The sequence below is a fragment of the Alkalihalobacillus sp. BA299 genome, assembly GCF_017745675.1.
Taxonomy (GTDB): domain Bacteria; phylum Bacillota; class Bacilli; order Bacillales; family Bacillaceae_F; genus Alkalihalobacterium.
In genome coordinates, this window is the sequence record NZ_JAFLJM010000007.1 from 192,538 (window position 1) to 211,629 (window position 19,092).

General features: G+C 34.8%; 16 protein-coding genes. 14 read left to right on the forward strand and 2 right to left on the reverse strand.

Going from position 1 to position 19,092, the window contains the following annotated elements; translation table 11 throughout:
- Positions 1-173: 173 nt before the first annotated feature.
- The 5 genes from J0N78_RS11685 (at position 174) to J0N78_RS11705 (ending at position 6,161) form a co-directional block, all read left to right on the forward strand.
- On the forward strand, positions 174-359 hold the full coding sequence (locus J0N78_RS11685) for a hypothetical protein (protein WP_209123273.1): 186 nt from the start codon (positions 174-176) through the stop codon (positions 357-359).
- 300 nt (positions 360-659) lie between these two features.
- Entirely contained in the window at positions 660-2,288 is a 1,629-nt protein-coding gene (cimA, locus tag J0N78_RS11690; protein WP_209123274.1) for a citramalate synthase, read from the forward strand.
- 623 nt (positions 2,289-2,911) lie between these two features.
- On the forward strand, positions 2,912-4,111 hold the full coding sequence (locus tag J0N78_RS11695; protein WP_209123275.1) for an acyl-CoA dehydrogenase family protein: 1,200 nt from the start codon (positions 2,912-2,914) through the stop codon (positions 4,109-4,111).
- Between the two features lie 61 nt (positions 4,112-4,172).
- Complete coding sequence (locus J0N78_RS11700) at positions 4,173-4,925, forward strand: SDR family NAD(P)-dependent oxidoreductase (protein WP_209123276.1); 753 nt, start codon at positions 4,173-4,175, stop codon at positions 4,923-4,925.
- An 81-nt stretch (positions 4,926-5,006) separates the two neighbouring features.
- The gene (locus J0N78_RS11705) at positions 5,007-6,161 is read left to right on the forward strand and encodes a CaiB/BaiF CoA transferase family protein (protein ID WP_209123277.1); all 1,155 of its coding nucleotides are present in this window, start codon (positions 5,007-5,009) and stop codon (positions 6,159-6,161) included.
- 285 nt (positions 6,162-6,446) lie between these two features.
- Here the strand turns inward: J0N78_RS11705 and J0N78_RS11710 are convergent, their stop codons facing one another.
- The gene (locus J0N78_RS11710; RefSeq protein ID WP_209123278.1) at positions 6,447-6,809 is read right to left on the reverse strand and encodes a hypothetical protein; all 363 of its coding nucleotides are present in this window, start codon (positions 6,807-6,809) and stop codon (positions 6,447-6,449) included.
- 546 nt (positions 6,810-7,355) lie between these two features.
- On the opposite strand from J0N78_RS11710, the gene ribB reads away from it, so the two are divergent.
- From ribB to J0N78_RS11725, 3 genes are all read left to right on the forward strand, one after another.
- Positions 7,356-8,549, forward strand: coding sequence for a 3,4-dihydroxy-2-butanone-4-phosphate synthase (ribB, locus tag J0N78_RS11715; protein ID WP_209123279.1), 1,194 nt, complete (start codon positions 7,356-7,358; stop codon positions 8,547-8,549).
- A gap of 496 nt (positions 8,550-9,045) precedes the next feature.
- Positions 9,046-9,270 (forward strand): aspartyl-phosphate phosphatase Spo0E family protein, encoded by a 225-nt coding sequence (locus J0N78_RS11720; protein WP_209123280.1) that lies wholly within the window; start codon positions 9,046-9,048, stop codon positions 9,268-9,270.
- 154 nt (positions 9,271-9,424) lie between these two features.
- A complete protein-coding gene (locus J0N78_RS11725; RefSeq protein ID WP_374193906.1) occupies positions 9,425-10,876 on the forward strand; it encodes an aldehyde dehydrogenase family protein in 1,452 nt (483 codons plus the stop codon).
- Positions 10,877-11,158: 282 nt separating this feature from the next.
- On the opposite strand, the gene J0N78_RS11730 is transcribed toward J0N78_RS11725, so the two are convergent.
- Positions 11,159-11,857 (reverse strand): response regulator transcription factor, encoded by a 699-nt coding sequence (locus tag J0N78_RS11730; protein WP_209123282.1) that lies wholly within the window; start codon positions 11,855-11,857, stop codon positions 11,159-11,161.
- Positions 11,858-12,683: 826 nt separating this feature from the next.
- Between J0N78_RS11730 and J0N78_RS11735 the strand changes: the two genes are divergently transcribed.
- The 6 genes from J0N78_RS11735 (at position 12,684) to J0N78_RS11760 (ending at position 19,045) form a co-directional block, all read left to right on the forward strand.
- Positions 12,684-13,862 (forward strand): ABC transporter substrate-binding protein, encoded by a 1,179-nt coding sequence (locus tag J0N78_RS11735; RefSeq protein WP_209123283.1) that lies wholly within the window; start codon positions 12,684-12,686, stop codon positions 13,860-13,862.
- 135 nt (positions 13,863-13,997) lie between these two features.
- Positions 13,998-14,891 carry a branched-chain amino acid ABC transporter permease gene (locus tag J0N78_RS11740; protein WP_209123284.1) on the forward strand — a complete coding sequence of 298 codons (894 nt, stop codon included), beginning with the start codon at positions 13,998-14,000 and terminating at the stop codon, positions 14,889-14,891.
- A complete protein-coding gene (locus J0N78_RS11745; RefSeq protein WP_209123285.1) occupies positions 14,888-16,654 on the forward strand; it encodes a branched-chain amino acid ABC transporter ATP-binding protein/permease in 1,767 nt (588 codons plus the stop codon). The genes J0N78_RS11740 and J0N78_RS11745 overlap by 4 nt, the downstream gene beginning before the upstream one ends.
- 5 nt (positions 16,655-16,659) lie before the next feature.
- Positions 16,660-17,358 carry an ABC transporter ATP-binding protein gene (locus tag J0N78_RS11750; RefSeq protein ID WP_209123329.1) on the forward strand — a complete coding sequence of 233 codons (699 nt, stop codon included), beginning with the start codon at positions 16,660-16,662 and terminating at the stop codon, positions 17,356-17,358.
- Between the two features lie 145 nt (positions 17,359-17,503).
- Positions 17,504-18,253, forward strand: coding sequence for an SDR family NAD(P)-dependent oxidoreductase (locus tag J0N78_RS11755; protein WP_209123286.1), 750 nt, complete (start codon positions 17,504-17,506; stop codon positions 18,251-18,253).
- Positions 18,254-18,271: 18 nt separating this feature from the next.
- Positions 18,272-19,045 (forward strand): SDR family NAD(P)-dependent oxidoreductase, encoded by a 774-nt coding sequence (locus J0N78_RS11760; RefSeq protein WP_209123287.1) that lies wholly within the window; start codon positions 18,272-18,274, stop codon positions 19,043-19,045.
- The last annotated feature ends 47 nt before the right edge of the window (positions 19,046-19,092 follow it).

Sequence of the window (19,092 nt, forward strand, 5' to 3'; positions counted from 1 at the left end):
GGATGAAGCTGAAGCAATGATAAAGCTTTGAGGAAATAGAAAAAGAAGTTGAAGTAGAAATAGAAGTAGAAGAGTGTCCGGAAGTTAGCAACACATTACAAAAAGCGAGTGAGTAGAGAAAAGTATGTAGAAACTTGTCTGATATTGTCGAGAAATCGATAAGTGGTTCAAAGTTGAAAATAAAAGGCATGAACTTAAAAATAAAAGGACGAAACTTAAAAATAAAACATCAGAAGTTAAAAATTTCCCCATCTTTTCCTCCAAATGAAGGTGAAAATGTGCAGAAAATAGCAAATAGAAGTCAGTATGATAGAGAAACATCTCAGAAAATCAATCAAATACACTTTAGTGGTGCCTAGTCTTAATCAAAAATAAAAAAAAATTGTAGAGAAATGTCCCAAATGATTATCTTAACCTATAATTCGTTAGTCCTCGTAGCAATTTTATTCGTTCTTGATATAATAGTAGAAACCTAAAAAGAAGAATCTTTCATAACTTATAATAGTCTTGTATACAATATAATAAAAACTAACTGAAAATTTAGAACGTTACATAGTCATTTTCATTTTCATGTGATATACTTTAATGCAATAATCAGCTAAATAAAAATGATTAAAAGAATTTTAGGAGAGAGTATGCTAGGAGAGTGGGAGAATAAAATGACTAGCCAAAAAGTGTTTTTATATGACACAACACTTAGAGATGGAACACAGGGTGAGGGAGTAAGTCTATCAGTCGATGATAAGTTAAAAATTGCAAAAAAACTGGATGAATTGGGAATTCACTATATAGAAGGTGGTTGGCCAGGTAGTAATCCAAAGGATATGAATTTTTTTGAAAGAGTGAAGGACCTTGAATTGAGAAACGCAAAAGTAACAGCTTTTGGGAGCACCAGGCGAATGGGAGTAACAGCTGATAAAGATCAAAATTTGCAGAGAATCCTAGAGTGTGGTGTAAAATCAGTTGCGATATTTGGAAAGACATGGGATTTTCAAGTAACCCATGCCTTACAAACAACGTTAGAAGAAAATTTAAACATGATTTTCGACTCAGTAAAATTTTTAAAAGAAAATGGGTTAGAAGTTATTTTTGATGCTGAACATTTTTTTGATGGTTATAAACGAAATGCTGAATATGCTATCCAGGCCATAAAAAAAGCGGAAGAAGCTGGGGCTGACTGTGTAACGCTCTGTGATACTAATGGAGGTACATTACCACACGAAGTGGCAGCTATCGTAGAGCACGTCGTAAATGAACTTTCTATTCAAGTTGGTATACATTGTCATAATGATGGAGAATTAGCTGTAGCTAATACGATCGCAGCCGTCCAAGCTGGAGCGACTCATGTGCAAGGAACGATTAATGGCTACGGCGAACGATGCGGAAATGTAAATCTTATTTCAGTCATCCCAAATTTGCAACTTAAAATGGGTTATGAGTGTATTAGTAATTTAGAGTTGGTGAATTTAACGTCTGTATCCAAATATGTTCATGAAATTGCTAATCAAATTCCGCCAAGTAATCAACCATTTGTTGGAAAAAGTGCATTTGCCCATAAAGGCGGCATGCATGTTAGTGCCGTATTAAAGCATCCTGAAACATACGAGCATATCGAACCTGAAGCGATTGGAAATAAGCGAAGAGTACTCGTTTCTGAGTTATCAGGACAGAGCAATGTATTATTTAAAGCCAAAGAATGGAATTTAAATTTAGATAAAAACAATCCTGCAACTAAAAAGATTATTGAACAAATTAAAGAATTAGAACTGAATGGATATCAGTATGAAGCTGCTGAAGCATCTTTTGAATTGGTTGTAAAAAAAGGCCTTGGAGAGCACCGAGAGTTCTTTAAACTTGATCATTTTAAATTATTTATTGAAAATAGCGGTGAGCAATCATTTACAACAGAGGCAGTTATTAAGCTCTGTGTGAATGACCAAGAAGTCTTGACTGCAGCAGAAGGGAATGGCCCTGTTAATGCACTCGATCATGCATTAAGGAAGGCACTTGAACAGTTTTACCCTTGTATAAATAAAATGTACTTATCAGACTACAAAGTACGTGTCCTTGATGAGACTGATGCGACAGCTTCAAGAGTGCGTGTTCTTATTGAGTCTTCAGATGGAAATGAAAAATGGAGTACCATCGGTGTATCAGGCAATATTATTAAGGCAAGCTGGTATGCTTTGGTTGATAGTGTTCAGTATTATTTGCTGAAGCAAGACGATAAACTAGAAGTTGTAAAACAGCCCAAATCAGAGTCAACCATCGGTGTTAGTAATCATTAAATAACAAATGTGGGCATTTTTATCGTTAACATTTCTAGTCGTGCTGATTAAGACCTAAATAAGGTGAAGCGTTTTTTACAAGAAGAGTATTAATAATTGGGAGGCTGACATATTTTGTCAGCCTCTTTCATTGTAGTTTTGACCTTCAAAATATTTATCTTGGTATTAATTAAATAATTCATCATTGATTTAGTTTAGTATCTAGTTTTCATTAATCTAGAAATTAATTTCTGAAAATTCATAAAAAACATTGAACTAGTAAAAGTAAGTTGATATAATAAATTCAAACAAACGTTAGATTTGTTTTGTTTGCTGCTTTTAAATAGAATGTCAGGGGCAAGTAGTTTATCGTGATAGTTCAGTATGGGGTTATAGACATCGTAATGTAATAACGACAATCTCCGTTCATATTGAAAGAAAGAGTAGCTAAATGGTGGTTGCCTGATGAAATTGTCTTTATGAAAAGTTGACAGAAGACATCAATCGGTAAAATCGATAAAAAGCTGTTACGTGAGCATAACAAAGAAAGCTATTCATTAAAGCAATTTTAAACCACTTTAAAATATAGTTTACAATGCTTCATTTAATAAATTAAAAATTTAGAAGAAAAGGGAGAGATTTGAATGTACAATTTTAGTCCAACACCTGAACAAGAAGAATTGTTAGCTAGAGCAAAGAAAATTATGATCGAGGATGTCTATCCTGCAGAAAAGGATATTATCCCTGGGGTAGGACTTCCTGATGAAATTCTAAAACCATTACAACAAAAAGTAAAAGACCAAAATTTATGGGCTGCACATATGCCTAAAAGTATTGGTGGTTTGGGCTTAGGGAATGTTTTCTTAGGATTATTAAATGAAATATTAGGTAGTAGTGTACTTGGACCTCGTGTTTTTGGAACAGCTGCACCAGACACAGGGAACACGGAAATTCTCTTGAAAGCAGGTACACCTGAGCAACATGAAAAGTATTTAAGACCTATCATTGAAGATGAAATTCGTTCATGCTTTGCGATGACAGAACGGGATGTATCAGGTGCAGATCCAACAGGTATCGAAACAACTGCAGTTAGAGATGGTGATGAGTGGGTTATCAATGGGCATAAATGGTTTATTAGTAATGCGGGATTAGCCTCATTTGCAATCGTAATGGCTGTAACGAATCCAGATTCTGCTCCACATGAACGTGCAACGATGTTCCTTGTTGATGCAGGAACACCAGGATTTGAAATGATACGTGACATTGGCGTAATGGGTGATTTTAGTGAAGGTGGACATTGGGAGATTAAATTTAACAATTGCCGTATTCCAAAAGAAAACATTTTAGGAAAAGAAGGCGAAGGATTTAAATTAGCACAATTGCGTTTAGGACCAGGACGTATTACACACGCGATGCGCTGGTTAGGCGTGATGAATCGCAGCTTTGATTTAATGCTTGATTATGCACTTAAGAGAAAAACGAGAGGTAAACCGTTAGCTGAATTCCAAACGATTCAAAACTTTATTGCCGACTCAGCTGCTGAAATTTCAGCCTGCCGTTTAATGACACTTCACGCAGCTTGGATGATGGACCAAGGTGGAGATGCACGGAAGGAAATTGCTTTAATTAAGTTCTACGGAGCCAAAATATTAAATGATGTAATTAGCCGAGCCATCCAAGTCCACGGTTCACTAGGGTATTCAAAAGATACACCGTTAGAAGGTTTTTATCGTGAAGCGAGAGCGGCCCACATTTATGATGGTCCAGACGAAGTTCACCGTGTAGTGGTGGCCAAACGCTATTTAAAAGAGTATCAAAATAGAAATAATGATGTATTAGTATAATAGTTTAATCAACTATTCTTATGGGATGTGCTTAAAATAGGAGTAATAAGGGGGGATATCAGTGGGAGAACTTACTGGAAAAGTAATCGTTGTTACTGGAGGAAGCCGCGGGATAGGAGCAGAAATGGTTCGTGAATTTGCTATAAAAGGGGCAGATGTCGTCATTAGTAGTCGTCGTATAGAAGCCTGTGAAGAGATCGCACAGGAAATTCGCGAACTTGGTAGAAAAGCAGTTACTGTTTCATGTGATGTTTCAAGTATATCGGATATTAAAAACTTATTTCAAGTGACAATGGATGAGTTTGGTAGATTAGATGTACTAGTCAATAATGCAGGAGCCAATGTTACAAAACCAGCCATTGAAGTAACGGTAGAAGATTGGGATTATATTAATGATGTAAATATTAAAGGACTATTCTTTGCCTGCCAAGAAGCTGCAAAGATTATGATTAACCAAGATGGCGGTAAAATCATTAACATTTCTTCCGTTGGCGGAGTAAAACCGTACAAACGAATCACACCTTATACCGCAACAAAAGCAGCTGTAATTCATATGACAAAATCATTGGCAGCAGAATGGGCACGGTATAATATCCATGTTAATTCGATTGCACCGGGACTAATAGGAACAGAAATAAACAAAAAAGAGCGGGAAGATAAAGCTTGGCTTGAAAAGGCGACTAAAGCAATCCCTTTACGAAGATTAGGTGAACCAAAAGATATTTCGAAAATGGCGTATTATCTAGTATCTGATGCAGCTAATTATATTACAGGGCAAACATTCTTTATCGATGGTGGAACTTTATCGGAGTAAAAAAGAAAAGGCAGTTATATGGATAAATGAACATATGACTGCCTTTTAAAAAAAAATTTTTATAAGGAAGGAGGGAATTTAGTGAAATCACCACTTCATTCTCTTAGAGTTTTAGACCTTACTCGTTTATTACCGGGTCCTTACTGTACGTTACTATTGGCAGATTTTGGGGCAGAAGTTATTAAAATTGAAGAGCCGCAATTAGGAGATTACGCGAGATGGGAAGAGCCAAAAGTAGGAACAGATAGTGCGATTTTTTCATCTTTAAATCGTAATAAAAAAAGTGTTACTCTTAACTTGAAGGCTGAAAAAGACAAAGAAATATTTTTGGAAATGGTAAAAACCGCTGATATTGTTGTAGAATCATTCCGTCCCGGAGTGATGGATCGGTTAGGATTAAAGTATGAACATTTAAAAATGATTAACCCAAAATTAATTTATTGCGCGATTACAGGATATGGTCAAACTGGACCATATGCAAAATTACCAGGCCATGACCTCAATTATTTAAGTTTTGCCGGTTTGTTAGAATTACAGGGAGAACGAAATGCTAAGCCCGTGCTATCACCTGTACAAATTGCCGATATCGGTGGAGGGTCTTTAAATGCTGTCATCGGCATATTAATGGCAGTCATTTCAAGAAACCAAACTGGAGAAGGACAGTTCGTTGACATTTCCATGTTGGATGGAGTTGTTTCGTGGTTACAAACAATCCTTCCCAACTATTTAGCGAATAACGAATTACCGACACGTGGAAAATTGCCATTATCAGGCGAAAAAGCTTGTTATGAAGTATATGAAACTTCAGATCAACGTTATTTAGCTGTTGGTGCACTAGAGCCGAAATTTTGGAAAGAGTTTTGTAAAGGAATTAACAGAGAAGACTTAATCGAAGACTTGGGAGCACCTATAAGCAGACAAGATGAGATGAAAAATGAGATTAGTAATATTATTAAAGCAAAAACATTAGGTGAATGGGTAGAAACATTTGAAGAGTATGACACTTGTGTATCACCTGTATTAAATTTTGAAGAAATGATTAGTCATCCTCAAATAGTAAGCCGGCAAATGATCCAATCTGTACCAGGCTTAAATTATAAACATATCGGAATACCGATCAAATTGTCAGAAACTCCTGGTAACATTCATTCTAATGCACCTCGGTTAGGGGAACATAATGAAGAAATATTTGAACAAATTGGTTATTCAAAGGAAGGTTTTAAAAACTCGATCTAGTGTTGCTATAAAGTAATTATTTTCTTGGGGACCTGAATTTTTAAGGTGAAAGAATTGAAGTTGACATCCCGCCAGGTTTTTGGAGGGAAGTCCACACTCTAAATCAGTAATATTCATAATTATCAAAAAACGAAGTGTATACTGCGTTCAGATTTTAATGAATAATGTTTTATCAAAAATCAATATAATAGTTTTTATATTAAAATACGTACTCTATACAATTCCTTAAAGCATAAGTAATCAATTAATTTTGGTAATAAAAGTAAAAATATTATGAAATCCAACCTAGCTTATAGGAATGATAAGATGATCATTTTGATCGTTAGGGTTAACATATTTACTCCCGTATTTTTCAAAAAACTCTAAACAAGAAATAAATACGGCACGTCTCTTTCTTAAGGCGTTATCAATGGGAGGCAAATTTCTAACATAATCTCTAACATGCCCTATATAATGCATGCCACTCGAATTAATTTTTATAATTCCCTCAACGATATTTCCGAGTGGTGAATACCTAAATAGATGGATTTCTCCAATTGGAAATAAATCAACCAACCCTTTTGTTATCATATTTAATTTTTCGTCATGAGTTAATGTTTTGTCTAAGTTATTCCATATATATTCACTCACTGTTGTTTCACTTACCATACCATCTACTCCTTCCTATGAACATCAGCTTATAGATTGAATTTACAAAGATATAAAAGATAAAAGTAAAAATGTTACTATGGTAAAAAATGAAATAATAGTTTACTTGCGTTTACAATTAACTGTTTCTACAAGAAAAGGGTTTATTGTAGAATTAGAAAATCCCCAAAAAAAGGGGGGATCCAACTCTTTTTTGGGAATTGTTCAATTTGTTAAAGTTCGTTATGATTAATTTATAGCTTTAAAACCATTATCAAATCAATAAAATGGGCCAAAGAGAATGTTGTACAACTAAATGGTAGCGCTTTCAAAGTTAGCGGAGAAAGTGCGGTGGTTATCTAGCAGCTTCAATATGGATCTAGAGCACGAAAGGGTCCAGCGATTTCAGGTCAAGACTTAATATTTCCCATAACAAATTATGATTTTTCTATTCTTCCCTATGAGCATATCAAAAGGGGCATGTCTTGATAGTAATTTAATGATTTGGTTTACAGAAAAACATGTGAATAATGAAGTGAACATATTACAGTAGAAGGGATGGGGGAAATGTTTAATTCGGTAGAAGAAGCGATTGCTGATTTACAACAAAGAAAAATAATTATCGTATGTGACGATGAAAATCGTGAAAATGAAGGAGATTTTGTCCTATTAGCTGAACATGCAACACCTGAAAATATAAATTTTCTTATTAAATACGGGAGGGGACTTGTTTGTGTTCCAATTGCTGAACAACTCGGTAAGAAATTAGGGCTTTTTCCAATGGTAAGTCAAAATACGGACCCACATGGAACAGCTTTTACGGTCAGTATTGATTATAAGAGTACAACAACAGGAATATCGGCTTTTGAACGGTCAGATACAATTTTAGAGATGATCAAGAATCAATCTGAAGCAAACGACTTTAAAAAACCAGGTCATGTATTTCCATTGATCGCTAAAGATGGAGGTGTACTTGAAAGACCAGGGCATACAGAAGCAGCTGTTGATCTGGCACGTTTAGCAGGCTCCACCCCAGCTGGTGTCATTTGTGAAATAATAAAAGATGATGGAACAATGGCTCGAGTGAGTGACCTACGAAAAATTGCCGACAAATATCAGTTGAAAATGATCACGATTAAGGATTTAATTCAATATCGCATGACTAATGAAGTATTAGTAAAACAAGAAGTAAAAATAAACCTGCCTTCAGAATATGGAAATTTTCAAGCTGTAGGTTATTCAAATAAAAGAAATAGAGACGAACACATAGCCATTATTAAAGGTAAAATTGATTCAAATAGTGTTCCTCTCGTACGAATCCATACACAGAATTTATTAGGAGATGTATTTGGCTCTTTCAATACTAAACCTAGTTTAAACCTTTATTCAATATTTGACGAGATGGAAAAATATGAATCGGCAGTATTACTTTATTTAAGGAAAGAAGAAAAAGAAGAGGAACTGATAAAGAGGTTAAAAGTTTATAATTTACAACAGCAAGGTTATTCTACTGATGAGATAGATGAAACACTTCATCTCAACTCAGATCATAAAGATTATCATATTGCTGCACAAATTCTTAAAGATCTTGGGATTAAAAATATGAAACTTCTTGAAAATGAACGTAAAGAAGTCGAGATATTAATGGGGTACGGTATAGCTATTGATGGAATAAATCTTTATTTTTCCCATAATCAATTGGTCAACGAACTGCCTTTAAAAAGTAGTATAAATAAGCAGGTACAATTAATAAATAAATAATCTTTGTTTACATTCGTATCTAACTAACAATTGTTTGAATGAAATGGCTGACTATTGGTGTATCTAGCACTTTAGTCAGCTTTTTATTTGGCTGATTTATATTCAAAAGCTTCACGCTAAAGCGTGAAGAACCAAGCGAAAGCTTGTTTAATGGTCCAATAGCAAAAGCAACAATCTTTTAGAAAAGAGTTTTTTATTTAAAGTAAACTTACGTAAATTACCTCTATTTGGAGGGAGATACACACTCTAAATTAGGAATATTCATAATTATCAAAAATGTTTATCCTTATTGTATTATAAAATTTAATCTATCTTCAAGTTTAGTTAAAGAAAGGATGATGTTAATTTTTAATGAATAAAGAATAAGTTTTAAAGGTATTGTTGAACTGAAAAAAGGAAGATAGAAGGGGCTATTCATTCATAATGGAAGCTAAAATCTACTAAGTACTAATGAAAGGATAAAATTGCAAAATTGATAATTATGGAAGTGATCAAAATGGAAAATGAACCCCTAGCTGAAAAAGAAGTTAATATGAAGGATTATCACGCATTAAAGAATGATATTGAAAGAAAACGAAATCAAATGCATAGCTTAGCACGGATAAAAGGATTAAACGACAGTCAGGTAATAAAGACAAGTCAGGAACTAGATCGTAAAATTTCATCATTTCAATTACTGGTTGCTAGAGTGGAAGCCTATTACTCTTTCAGCATAGAATAATCGAATTGCTTCTTTTGTATAATAGCCGATTAGACTAAAAAGGTGTAATTCAAACCATAAGATATGAAAATTATTATACTGTACTGTTAAACATGTTAAGGAGGGAATGTATTTGTCCACTATTATTGCTCTAAATCCGAAAGCGGTAGAATTTATGTCTGAACCGAAAAAAATGTTTATAAATGGTGAATGGGTCGAAGCTGCTTCTGGAAAAAGGTTCGAAACAACAAATCCAGCAACAGGTGAAGTTCTTACTTCTGTTCCAGAAGGGGATCAAGAGGATATTGATCGTGCCGTTCGTGCTGCTCGAAAAGCATTTGAAGAAGGACCATGGCCAAAAATGAAACCAGCAGAACGTGCAAAACTATTATTAAACCTTGCTGATATTATTGAATCTCATGGAGATACTTTCACTCATTTGGAAACCCTTGATAGCGGGACTCCAATTGGTGTAGCCTCCTATTTTACTACATTGGCTGCCGAAAATATTCGTTATTATGCTGGTTGGGCAACGAAAATCACAGGAGAAACGGTACCTTTATCCATTCCAATGAATCTATTCAATTATACTAGACGAGAAGCAATTGGAGTTTGTGGTCAAATAGTGCCTTGGAATGCCCCGTTGATGAATGCAATTATGAAACTTTCGGCACCATTGGCAGTTGGCAATACAGTTGTATTAAAACCATCGGAATTAACACCTTTATCAACTCTATTATTAGGTGAATTGATTCAAGAAGCAGGGTTTCCTGATGGAGTAGTTAATATAGTGACGGGTTATGGACATACAGCTGGTGCTGCATTAACAGAACATCCAGAAGTCGATAAAATTACATTCACTGGTTCAACCGCAGTAGGTAAGCAAATTATGAGGACAGCTGCGGATCATGTCAAAAAAGTCACTCTAGAACTAGGAGGCAAGTCTGCAAATATCATCTTTGCTGATGCTGAGTATGAACAGGCTATAGCAACAGCAGCAAATTCAATTTATGCCTTATCGGGGCAAACTTGTTTCGCTGGTTCTCGACTATTTGTGGAAAAGAAAATTTATGACCGTTTCATGAGTGATTTTGCAGACTACTCGAAGAATCTGAAATTAGGAGATGGGTTCGACCAAACAACAGTTATAGGACCACTCATTTCTGCCAAACAAAAAAGTAGGGTGTTAAATTATTTAGACATTGGACAACGTGAAGGAGCCGAAATGCTTGTCGGTGGTAATGCAACTGAAAAAGAACTTGCATGCGGTCATTTCGTAAAACCAACGGTTATGGCAAATGTTACGAACGAAATGACTATAGCAAGAGAAGAAATTTTTGGTCCAGTCATTTCAGCAATGCCATTTGAAGATATTGATGAAGTCATTAAATTAGCTAACCAATCCATCTATGGCTTGGGGGGGGGCGTATGCACAACAGATGTCCGTAAAGTTCACAAAGTCGCTCATGAGCTTAAAACTGGAAATGTGTATGTAAACGTCCCTCCTCTATCTGACCCTGCAACGCCATTTGGTGGATTTAAGCAAAGTGGAATAGGCAGAGAAAATGGGGCAGCTTCAATTGAGGCATACACACAACTGAAAAGTGTTTATATTAATTTAGACTAACAAATTTTAGTTGGAGCAGATAGTATTTTAAAATTAAATAGATGTTTTAAGTTGTTCTATAAAAATAGGCACTTGCTGGGTTATCCTAGTTATGGATCCAGCAAGTGCAATATGAGAAACAAACAATCTTAAAGTTTCTAGAAAAAATTTCCATTAGTTTATAGTATATTAAATTACTTTGCTAATACTAGGACGATGTGGGGTAAATCTTGGTGATAACGCTCAAATGACTTTTGTTTTGAGGTTTAACTTAAATTAGTTTAGAAATAAAAGTAAATGAAATTAAAATATCCACCCTTTTCGGAGTAATTCCGCTACCGCTTCGACACGATTTTTTGCATCTAATTTTTTAATAGCTGATTTGATATAATCTTTAACAGTAAATTCACTAATTTCCATGGAATTAGCCATTTCTTTTATGCTCTCCCCCCAAGATATTCTCTGCATGACTTCGGTTTCCCGTTTACTTAATCCACCTATTGATTCACCATTTTTGTTACTTTCCAGAACTTTTCCAACTTCCTTCCCGTATAAAGTTAGAGTTGTAAGGAGTTGTTCACTGCATTTAAAATCACTTCTGAATTCACGAGCAACAAAATAACCGATGACATTAGCACTAAAACAAATAGGGATGATCAGGTGATCATTTTCGTCATTGGGGTTTACATATTTGCTGCCGTATTTTTCAAAAAATTCACATTTTGAAACGTATACGGTACGTCTTTTTTTGAGGGCATTATAGATAGGAGTTAATGTTCTAATATCATCTCTAACATGACCAATGTAATGTACACCAGTCGAATTGACTTTAACAATTCCTTCAACAATATAGCCAAGGGGAGAATACCTAAATAAATGGACTTCTCCGATAGGAAATAAATCAATTAATCCTTTAGTAATGAGATTTAATTTTTCCTCATGAGTAGACGCTTTGTCAAGGTTATTGCAAATATATTCATTTACTGTTATTTCATTTACCATATGTATTACTCCTTTCTATAAATGTTAGAATAATAGAGCAAAATCCACAAGTGTGTAATTGTTTAAGGGAATAAAATAACAACAAATTTGAAAGCGTTTACAATATTTGAATTCTTTATTACATGATAAAATCCTTTAATAAATAAAAATAGAGTTCTTCAAATGTTGGGGAAATATAGAAATGTAATTACTGGTTTAATAAGTAATAGAAAAGATTTGGAGTAGTTTATACTTGTTTTTAAGTAAAAGGTGTTGAAATATCAATATCTTTACAGTTCATTTTAGCGAGTAATCTTTTAAAAAGACATCCCTTAAATAGAGGTGATAATCCCCTTCAAATGAGGGGGATTAGTGAAAATTCACAGTTGAACCCCTATTAGAAGGGGAGAAGACAACTCTTTTGTGGGAATAGCACTATTGGTTTGCATTTAATAAGATAGGTTTATAAAATTTAAAATATTTAGAAAATTTAAAAAGGGGGTTGCGTTAATTGTATTAAGCAATAGGGATGTAATAACAGTAAATCTTAAAGAAGGAAATGAAAGCGTTTTAATTTGCAAAAGAAGGTTTCTACGAGGAGTCTAACCTTTGAATGAACAGAAAAAAGATTGCAGGACTATCTTCTTAGACAAATATACTTTTAAATTAAAACCAGTATTTGGTAGTAGAGAATGAAGTTTGTATAAAGTTGTAAGTTCACTTTTAGTTTCTTTTTCTAACAAATATTTGTTTTATTCGGATACAATTTAATAGGTTTTAACTTAGCACTACTTACTCAATACTATTTCATTTTTTGTGACTACTTTTTAAAAAGGGGATAAATAATATGAAAAAATATTCAATATGTTTACTAGTTTTATTATTATTACTAATTACGGGTTGTTCTCAATCATCTTCTACTTCTGAATCTAAAGAATCTACTGAAACTCAAACAGGTGGAGACGGTTTAACAGGTACATTTGTTATTGGAGAAGCAACTGCAATGACTGGTCCTTGGTCAGAAGTGCATAATACTTGGGAATTTGTATCTTCAATGGCTATAGAAGAAATTGAAGAAAGTGGAATAATAGGGAATGTAGAATTAAAGCTTATCCGAGAGGACGCAGGAGATACTACTGAAGCTGGTATTATGGCTGTTCAACGGTTATTGAAAGAACATAAAGCTAAAGTAATCGTTGGACTTGGTGCCGATTTCCAAACCCTTGCCGCTTTCCCGCAAATACAAAATGCTGGAAATGTGATTGGCCTTGGTATTAATAAGCAAAGAGATATTGCTAAAATTGGGGATTGGATTTTTTCGCTAGCGCCTGATGTAACAGAAACAGTTCCTGAGCTAACAGAAAAACAGCATAAAGCCTTTGGTTTTGAGTCAGCTGTATTAGTTACAGTCCAAGATAGTAAGCTTGCCGTAGATGGTATGAAGGTGCGAAAAGAAACATTGGAAAGTTTAGGTGTGGAGATTTTGGCAGAAGAAACAGTGTTAGCGTCAGATACAGATTTTACACCGCTCGTAACAAAAATAATGAATTTAAATCCTGAAATTGTTATGACTGGTAATTTTCCTCCTGGAGATCCGATGTTTATTGAACAATTAAAACGTGCTGGTTATAAAGGTTTATTTGCTGGAGATGCTAATTCATCGAGTGAATTCCTAGCTGAGGTATTTCCTATTTATGAGGGACAAATTAATGGTGTTGACTGGGTACCTGGTTATCCAGGTGAAAATGAAAGATCGAAACAATTTACAGAAAAATATATTGCTAAATTTGATAAAAGACCAGACCACTTTGACGCCCAATACTATGATGGCCTTTGGCGTTTAGCACATGCAATCTCAGAAGTCGGTAACATTAACGACATAGAAGCAATCCGAGATAAATATCAAAGTTTAGAATTGGAGACGCTCCGAGGGATGGTTACGATTGATGAAGATGGCGTTCCGTCACCAACTACTTTTCCAATACAAGTAAAAGAAAAAATATATGTTCCGCTAGATGTAGAATAATATGATTTCCATTGTTCGTTATTTTGTTTAAAACTTTTAAGTATTAGAGTTGAGATAGAAATAGTAAGGGTCTCTATCATAAATAACCAAAAGAGACTCTTACTAGATGTTATTTTTTAAAAGGAGGGAAATCTAGTGATTTTATTATTACAAAATATAATAAATGGTATTGTTATAGGATTAGGGTATGCTTTGTTTGCTTCTGGATTTTCGGTTATTTTTGGATCTTTACGTGCATTAAATTTTGCCTATGGAATGATTTTCATTGGCGGGGCCTATATAAGTTGGATCGCCGTAGAGGTTTATGGGATACCTGTTTTTCCATTTGGTATTCTATTGGCAATGATAGCAGGTGGCTTATTAAATATTTTATGTGAAAGAGTATGCTTTTATCCATTTCGTAAGCGTAAAGGAGCTGACTTATTTGCAATTGCAATTGCTACAATTGCTTTTGGAGAAATCTTAAAAAGTTTGTTTCAACTAATTTTTTCGGGTAATGCTAGAACCTATCCACCATTTGAAGGATTATCCCAAATGATTAATATAAGTGGATTATCCATTAGTTATATTCAATTAGTGAATTCATTAATAACGATTATATTTATTGGATTACTACTATATATTCTTAAAAATACACGATTTGGTAAAGCAATACGTGCGATTTCGTTTAAAGAAGAAGCAGCTAGATTATTAGCGATTAATACAAACAAAACCATTATCAATACATTTTTTCTCGGTGGTGCTTTAGCTGGTGCGGCAGGGTGTTTAATTACCGTATTCTTTGGGATGGTTGGCCCTGGTTTAGCCGATTTTATGTTCTTAAAAGCATTACTCATTGTGGTCATTGGTGGATTAGGGAATATTTTCGGGGCAATTGTTGCTGGAGTTCTTATGGGGATGTCCGAGTCTCTTAGTGTAGCCTATATAGCGAGCTCATCAAGAGACTTGGTAGGATTAATCGTATTCTTCCTTATTCTTCTAGTAAAACCTAATGGTCTATTTGGTAAAGAAGAGGTGTTAAGACCATGATGGAATTTATCACGGTATATTCGCCTTTATTCGATACCATTCTAATTACTAGCTTATTAGCACTTGGAATGTTTTGTTGGTTAAAAGCGGGACTTTTTTCTACAGCTTCACCAGGCTTTGCTGCTATTGGTGCTTATACTTTTGCTTTACTAAACGTAAAGCTTAACGTTCCCTTACTTTTAGCTGGTTTCATTGCAGTCATAGTAGTTTTGATCTTTGCCTTTGTGCTAGGTCGATTAATTCTCCGTTTAAATGAAATTTTTTATGCGATGGCAACTCTCGCTTTTAGTGAATTAATTCGTTTATTGGCACTAAATTCTGAGTTTACGAACGGTCCAAGGGGAGTTTCTGGTATAGGATTAGGTGTTGAAACATGGCAGGTTTTGATTGCAGTCATTATTTGCACCTATTTTATTGGCCGTGTGTCAGCTACGAATGGAAAAGTAGGACGTGTAATGGCAACGATTAGGGAAGATCAATTGCTTGCGAACTCAGTCGGAATTTACTTAACCAAATATAAGGTGATGTTTTTTATTTTTGGTGCCATTCCAACAGCGTTATCTGGTGTTCTAAGGGCAGGACTGTACAATCATATAAGTCCAGAAAACTATAGCTTTGCTTTAACATTAGCTGCATTCTCGGTAGTAATTTTAGGAGGGAGAGAAAAAACTGCTGGTCCATTAATTGGAGCTATTATTTTTTGTAGCTTACCTGAAATTTTTCGTGCCGCCAAAGAATATACGGTACTTATGCAGTCGAGTATATTGTTGCTTATGATCATTTTTCTACCAAACGGTGTGATAAGCCTATGGCAGAAAGGTAAATTAAAAGCACTTCTAGGAAAATTTAAATCGAAAAAATCAAAAAATGATGATCTTGATGACAGTATGAAGGAAACGGCAGCGACATTAAATATAGATGAAGTAGACGAAGAAATTTGGCAAGAAACTTTTCAGTATTTGTTAAATGATAGTCAAGAAGATAATGCTACTCCTCTTTTAGAAATGAAGTCTATTTCCTTTTCAGTTGGTGGTTTAAACATATTAAAAGGTATTAACTTACAAGTAAAGCATGGAGAATGTTACGGGCTAATCGGGCCAAATGGCGCTGGTAAGACGACTACTTTAAATATCATTAATAAATTCTATTTACCGACTGATGGGCAAATTTTCTGGAAAGGCGATGATATTACCAAATATCGTGCTGACCAAATGGCTCAAATTGGAATTGCAAGGACGTTTCAAAACATCCGTCTGATCCCAGGGCTCACTGTGCTTGATAATGTAATGATCGCATCGTACAAACATTTAAACTATAGTCTAGTCGGCTTACTATTAAAAAACAAAAAATACAAAGAGCAGGAAGAACAAAGTAAGAAGGAGGCGTTAACGTTATTAAGAGCTCTCGGGTTGGAAAAATATGCAAATGAAGTCGCTACAAGTCTTTCTTATGGTATTCAAAGAAGGGTAGAGGTTGCGCGAGCTTTAATAACAAAACCGACTTTATTATTATTGGATGAACCAACTTCTGGTATGAATGATGCTGAATGTGATGAATTTGCTGATTTTGTTTTAAAGCTACGTCAGTTAAATCTTACTATTATAATGATTGAGCATCATATTCCAGTAGTTTCAAAGACTTGTGACAGTGTTTCCGTTTTAAACTTTGGTGAGACGATTGCTCGTGGAACACCAGATGAAGTCAAAGCGAATCCAGAGGTAATTAAAGCGTATTTAGGCAATGATTACGAAAGCGAGGAGTGATTTCTATTTTAAAGGTTAATAACATATCTTCTGGCTACGGAGAAATTTTAGCCATTCGAGGGATTAATATTCATGTTGAAAATGAGCAAATTGTAGGATTAATTGGACCTAATGGTGCTGGGAAAACCACTCTTCTTAAAACGATCATCGGTTTTATTCAACCAACAGAAGGGACAATTATGTTTGATGGTAAGGAGATTCAATCGCAGCGCGTTGAACGAATTGTTTCTAGCGGTATGGCACTTGTTCCTGAAGGTCGGGAAATTTTGGCAACGTTAACCGTTCAAGAAAATTTAGAGCTAGGTGCGTATTGTAGAAAGGATAAAGGAATAAAAGATGATCTAACGAAGATTTATGATTATTTTCCGATCTTAAAAGAGCGTCGGAATTTTGCTGCAAATACTCTCTCTGGTGGACAACAGCAAATGTTAAGTATTGGGCGTGCTTTAATGTCTCGGCCGAAGCTGTTATTGTTGGATGAACCTTCTATGGGATTAGCTCCTATTATTGTCGATCGCGTTTTTGAGATCTTAAAAGATATACAAAAGGAAGAAAAAATTTCGATGCTTATTGTGGAACAAAATACAAAGAAGATACTGGAATTGTCTGAATATTCGTATGTTTTACGGAATGGAGAAATAATAAAAGAAGGTCCTTCAAATGAATTAATAGGTGATCCTCAATTAGTAGAGGCTTATTTATAAGTATTAATTGTCAGACCGATCTAAAGGTTATATATAAGTGAAAAAAATGGAGTAGATAAGGTAGAGTTTAAAATCGATCTTATCTACTATACTATAACAATAGTAAAGTTACTATCAGTAAGTTGTATGAGATGGAGGGGTTACATTGACAAAATTAAGTGGAAAAGTTGCGATTGTTACGGGTGGAGCAAGCGGTATCGGTGAATTCACAGTACGTGAAATGGTAAAAGAGGGAGCATCAGTTGTTTTTGCAGATCTGAATGAGGATTTAGGTTATAAATTAATGGATAAGTTAAATTCAAATGGAAAAAAAGTAATCTTTGAAAAAACGGATGTTACAAAAGAGAAAGAAGTTGAAGCACTTGTAAAAAGAGCCGTAAGTGAATTTGAAAAATTAGACATCATGGTAAGCAATGCAGGAATCGGAAAAATTGGACCTTCTGAAGAGGAATCCCTTGAGGAGTGGCATAAAGTTCTTGCTGTTAATTTAGATGGAGTTTTCCTTTCAGCAAAGTATGCTGTCAAGGTAATGAAGAACAATGGCGGTGGAAATATAATAAATGTTGCTTCGATCCTTGGCCATGTGGGTACACCAGCTGTGCTTTCATATACAAGTTCAAAAGGTGCTGTCGTAAATATGACGAGAGCTTTAGCCCTTGAGTATGCAAAAGATAATATACGAGTAAATGCAATATGTCCAGGTTATATATACACGCCAGCACTTAGAGACAGTTTAAGTGGAGAGGAGATTCGACAATTGGTTGACCTTCATCCAATTGGTAGATTAGGTGAAGTTCAAGAAGTTGCAAAATCCATAGTTTTCTTAGCCTCTGATGATGCTAGTTTTATTACAGGTACAAGCTTAATGGTAGACGGCGGGTATACCGCTCAATAATGGAGAGGGGTTTTTTATATGGATCAATTTCAAGATAAAGTGGTGTTAATTACAGGTGCAGCAGGTGGAATCGGTAAGGCACTAGCTCAAAAAGTGTCAGAAGAAGGAGCAAAACTTGCTTTAGTTGATCTAAATTTAGAAGCCGTTCAAAATATTATTACAGAACTAGGTTTAAATGAAGATCAGGCTCTTACAATAGCAGCTGACGTAGCCAATGAAGATCAGGTGAAAAGTTACGTTGATCAAACAGTCAATAAATATGGCAGAATTGATTGTTTCTTTAATAATGCGGGTGTAGAAGGGACATATGGAAACATTGAAACGCAAAAAGTAGATGATTTAGATTTTGTTTTTAACGTGAACGTAAAAGGTGTATTTTTAGGGTTAAAATATGTTGTTCCAGTTATGAAAAATCAAGGTTATGGCAGTATTCTTAATACTTCATCTTTAGCTGGTTTAATGGGGGCACCTGGTTTTTCTCCATACGTTGCATCTAAACATGCGGTTATCGGATTGACTCGTTCATTAGCCAATGAAGTCACAGCAGAAGGTATTCGTGTGAATGCACTTTGTCCTGGTGTAATAAATACGCGGATGATGCGGCAAATTGAAGAAAATGTTGCACCTGGTGGTGGCGAAGAAGTACAAAAAAGTTTTACAGCTAATGTTCCAATGGGACGTTACGGTGAACCTGAAGAGGCGGCTAATGTTGCGAAGTTTTTATTATCTGATGAAGCTTCATACGTTTCTTCTTCGATTTATACAGTAGATGGCGGGATGATCAATCAATAAACTCAAAATATTAATTTCAATGTCAAACAAAGAAAGAGAGTGAAGAA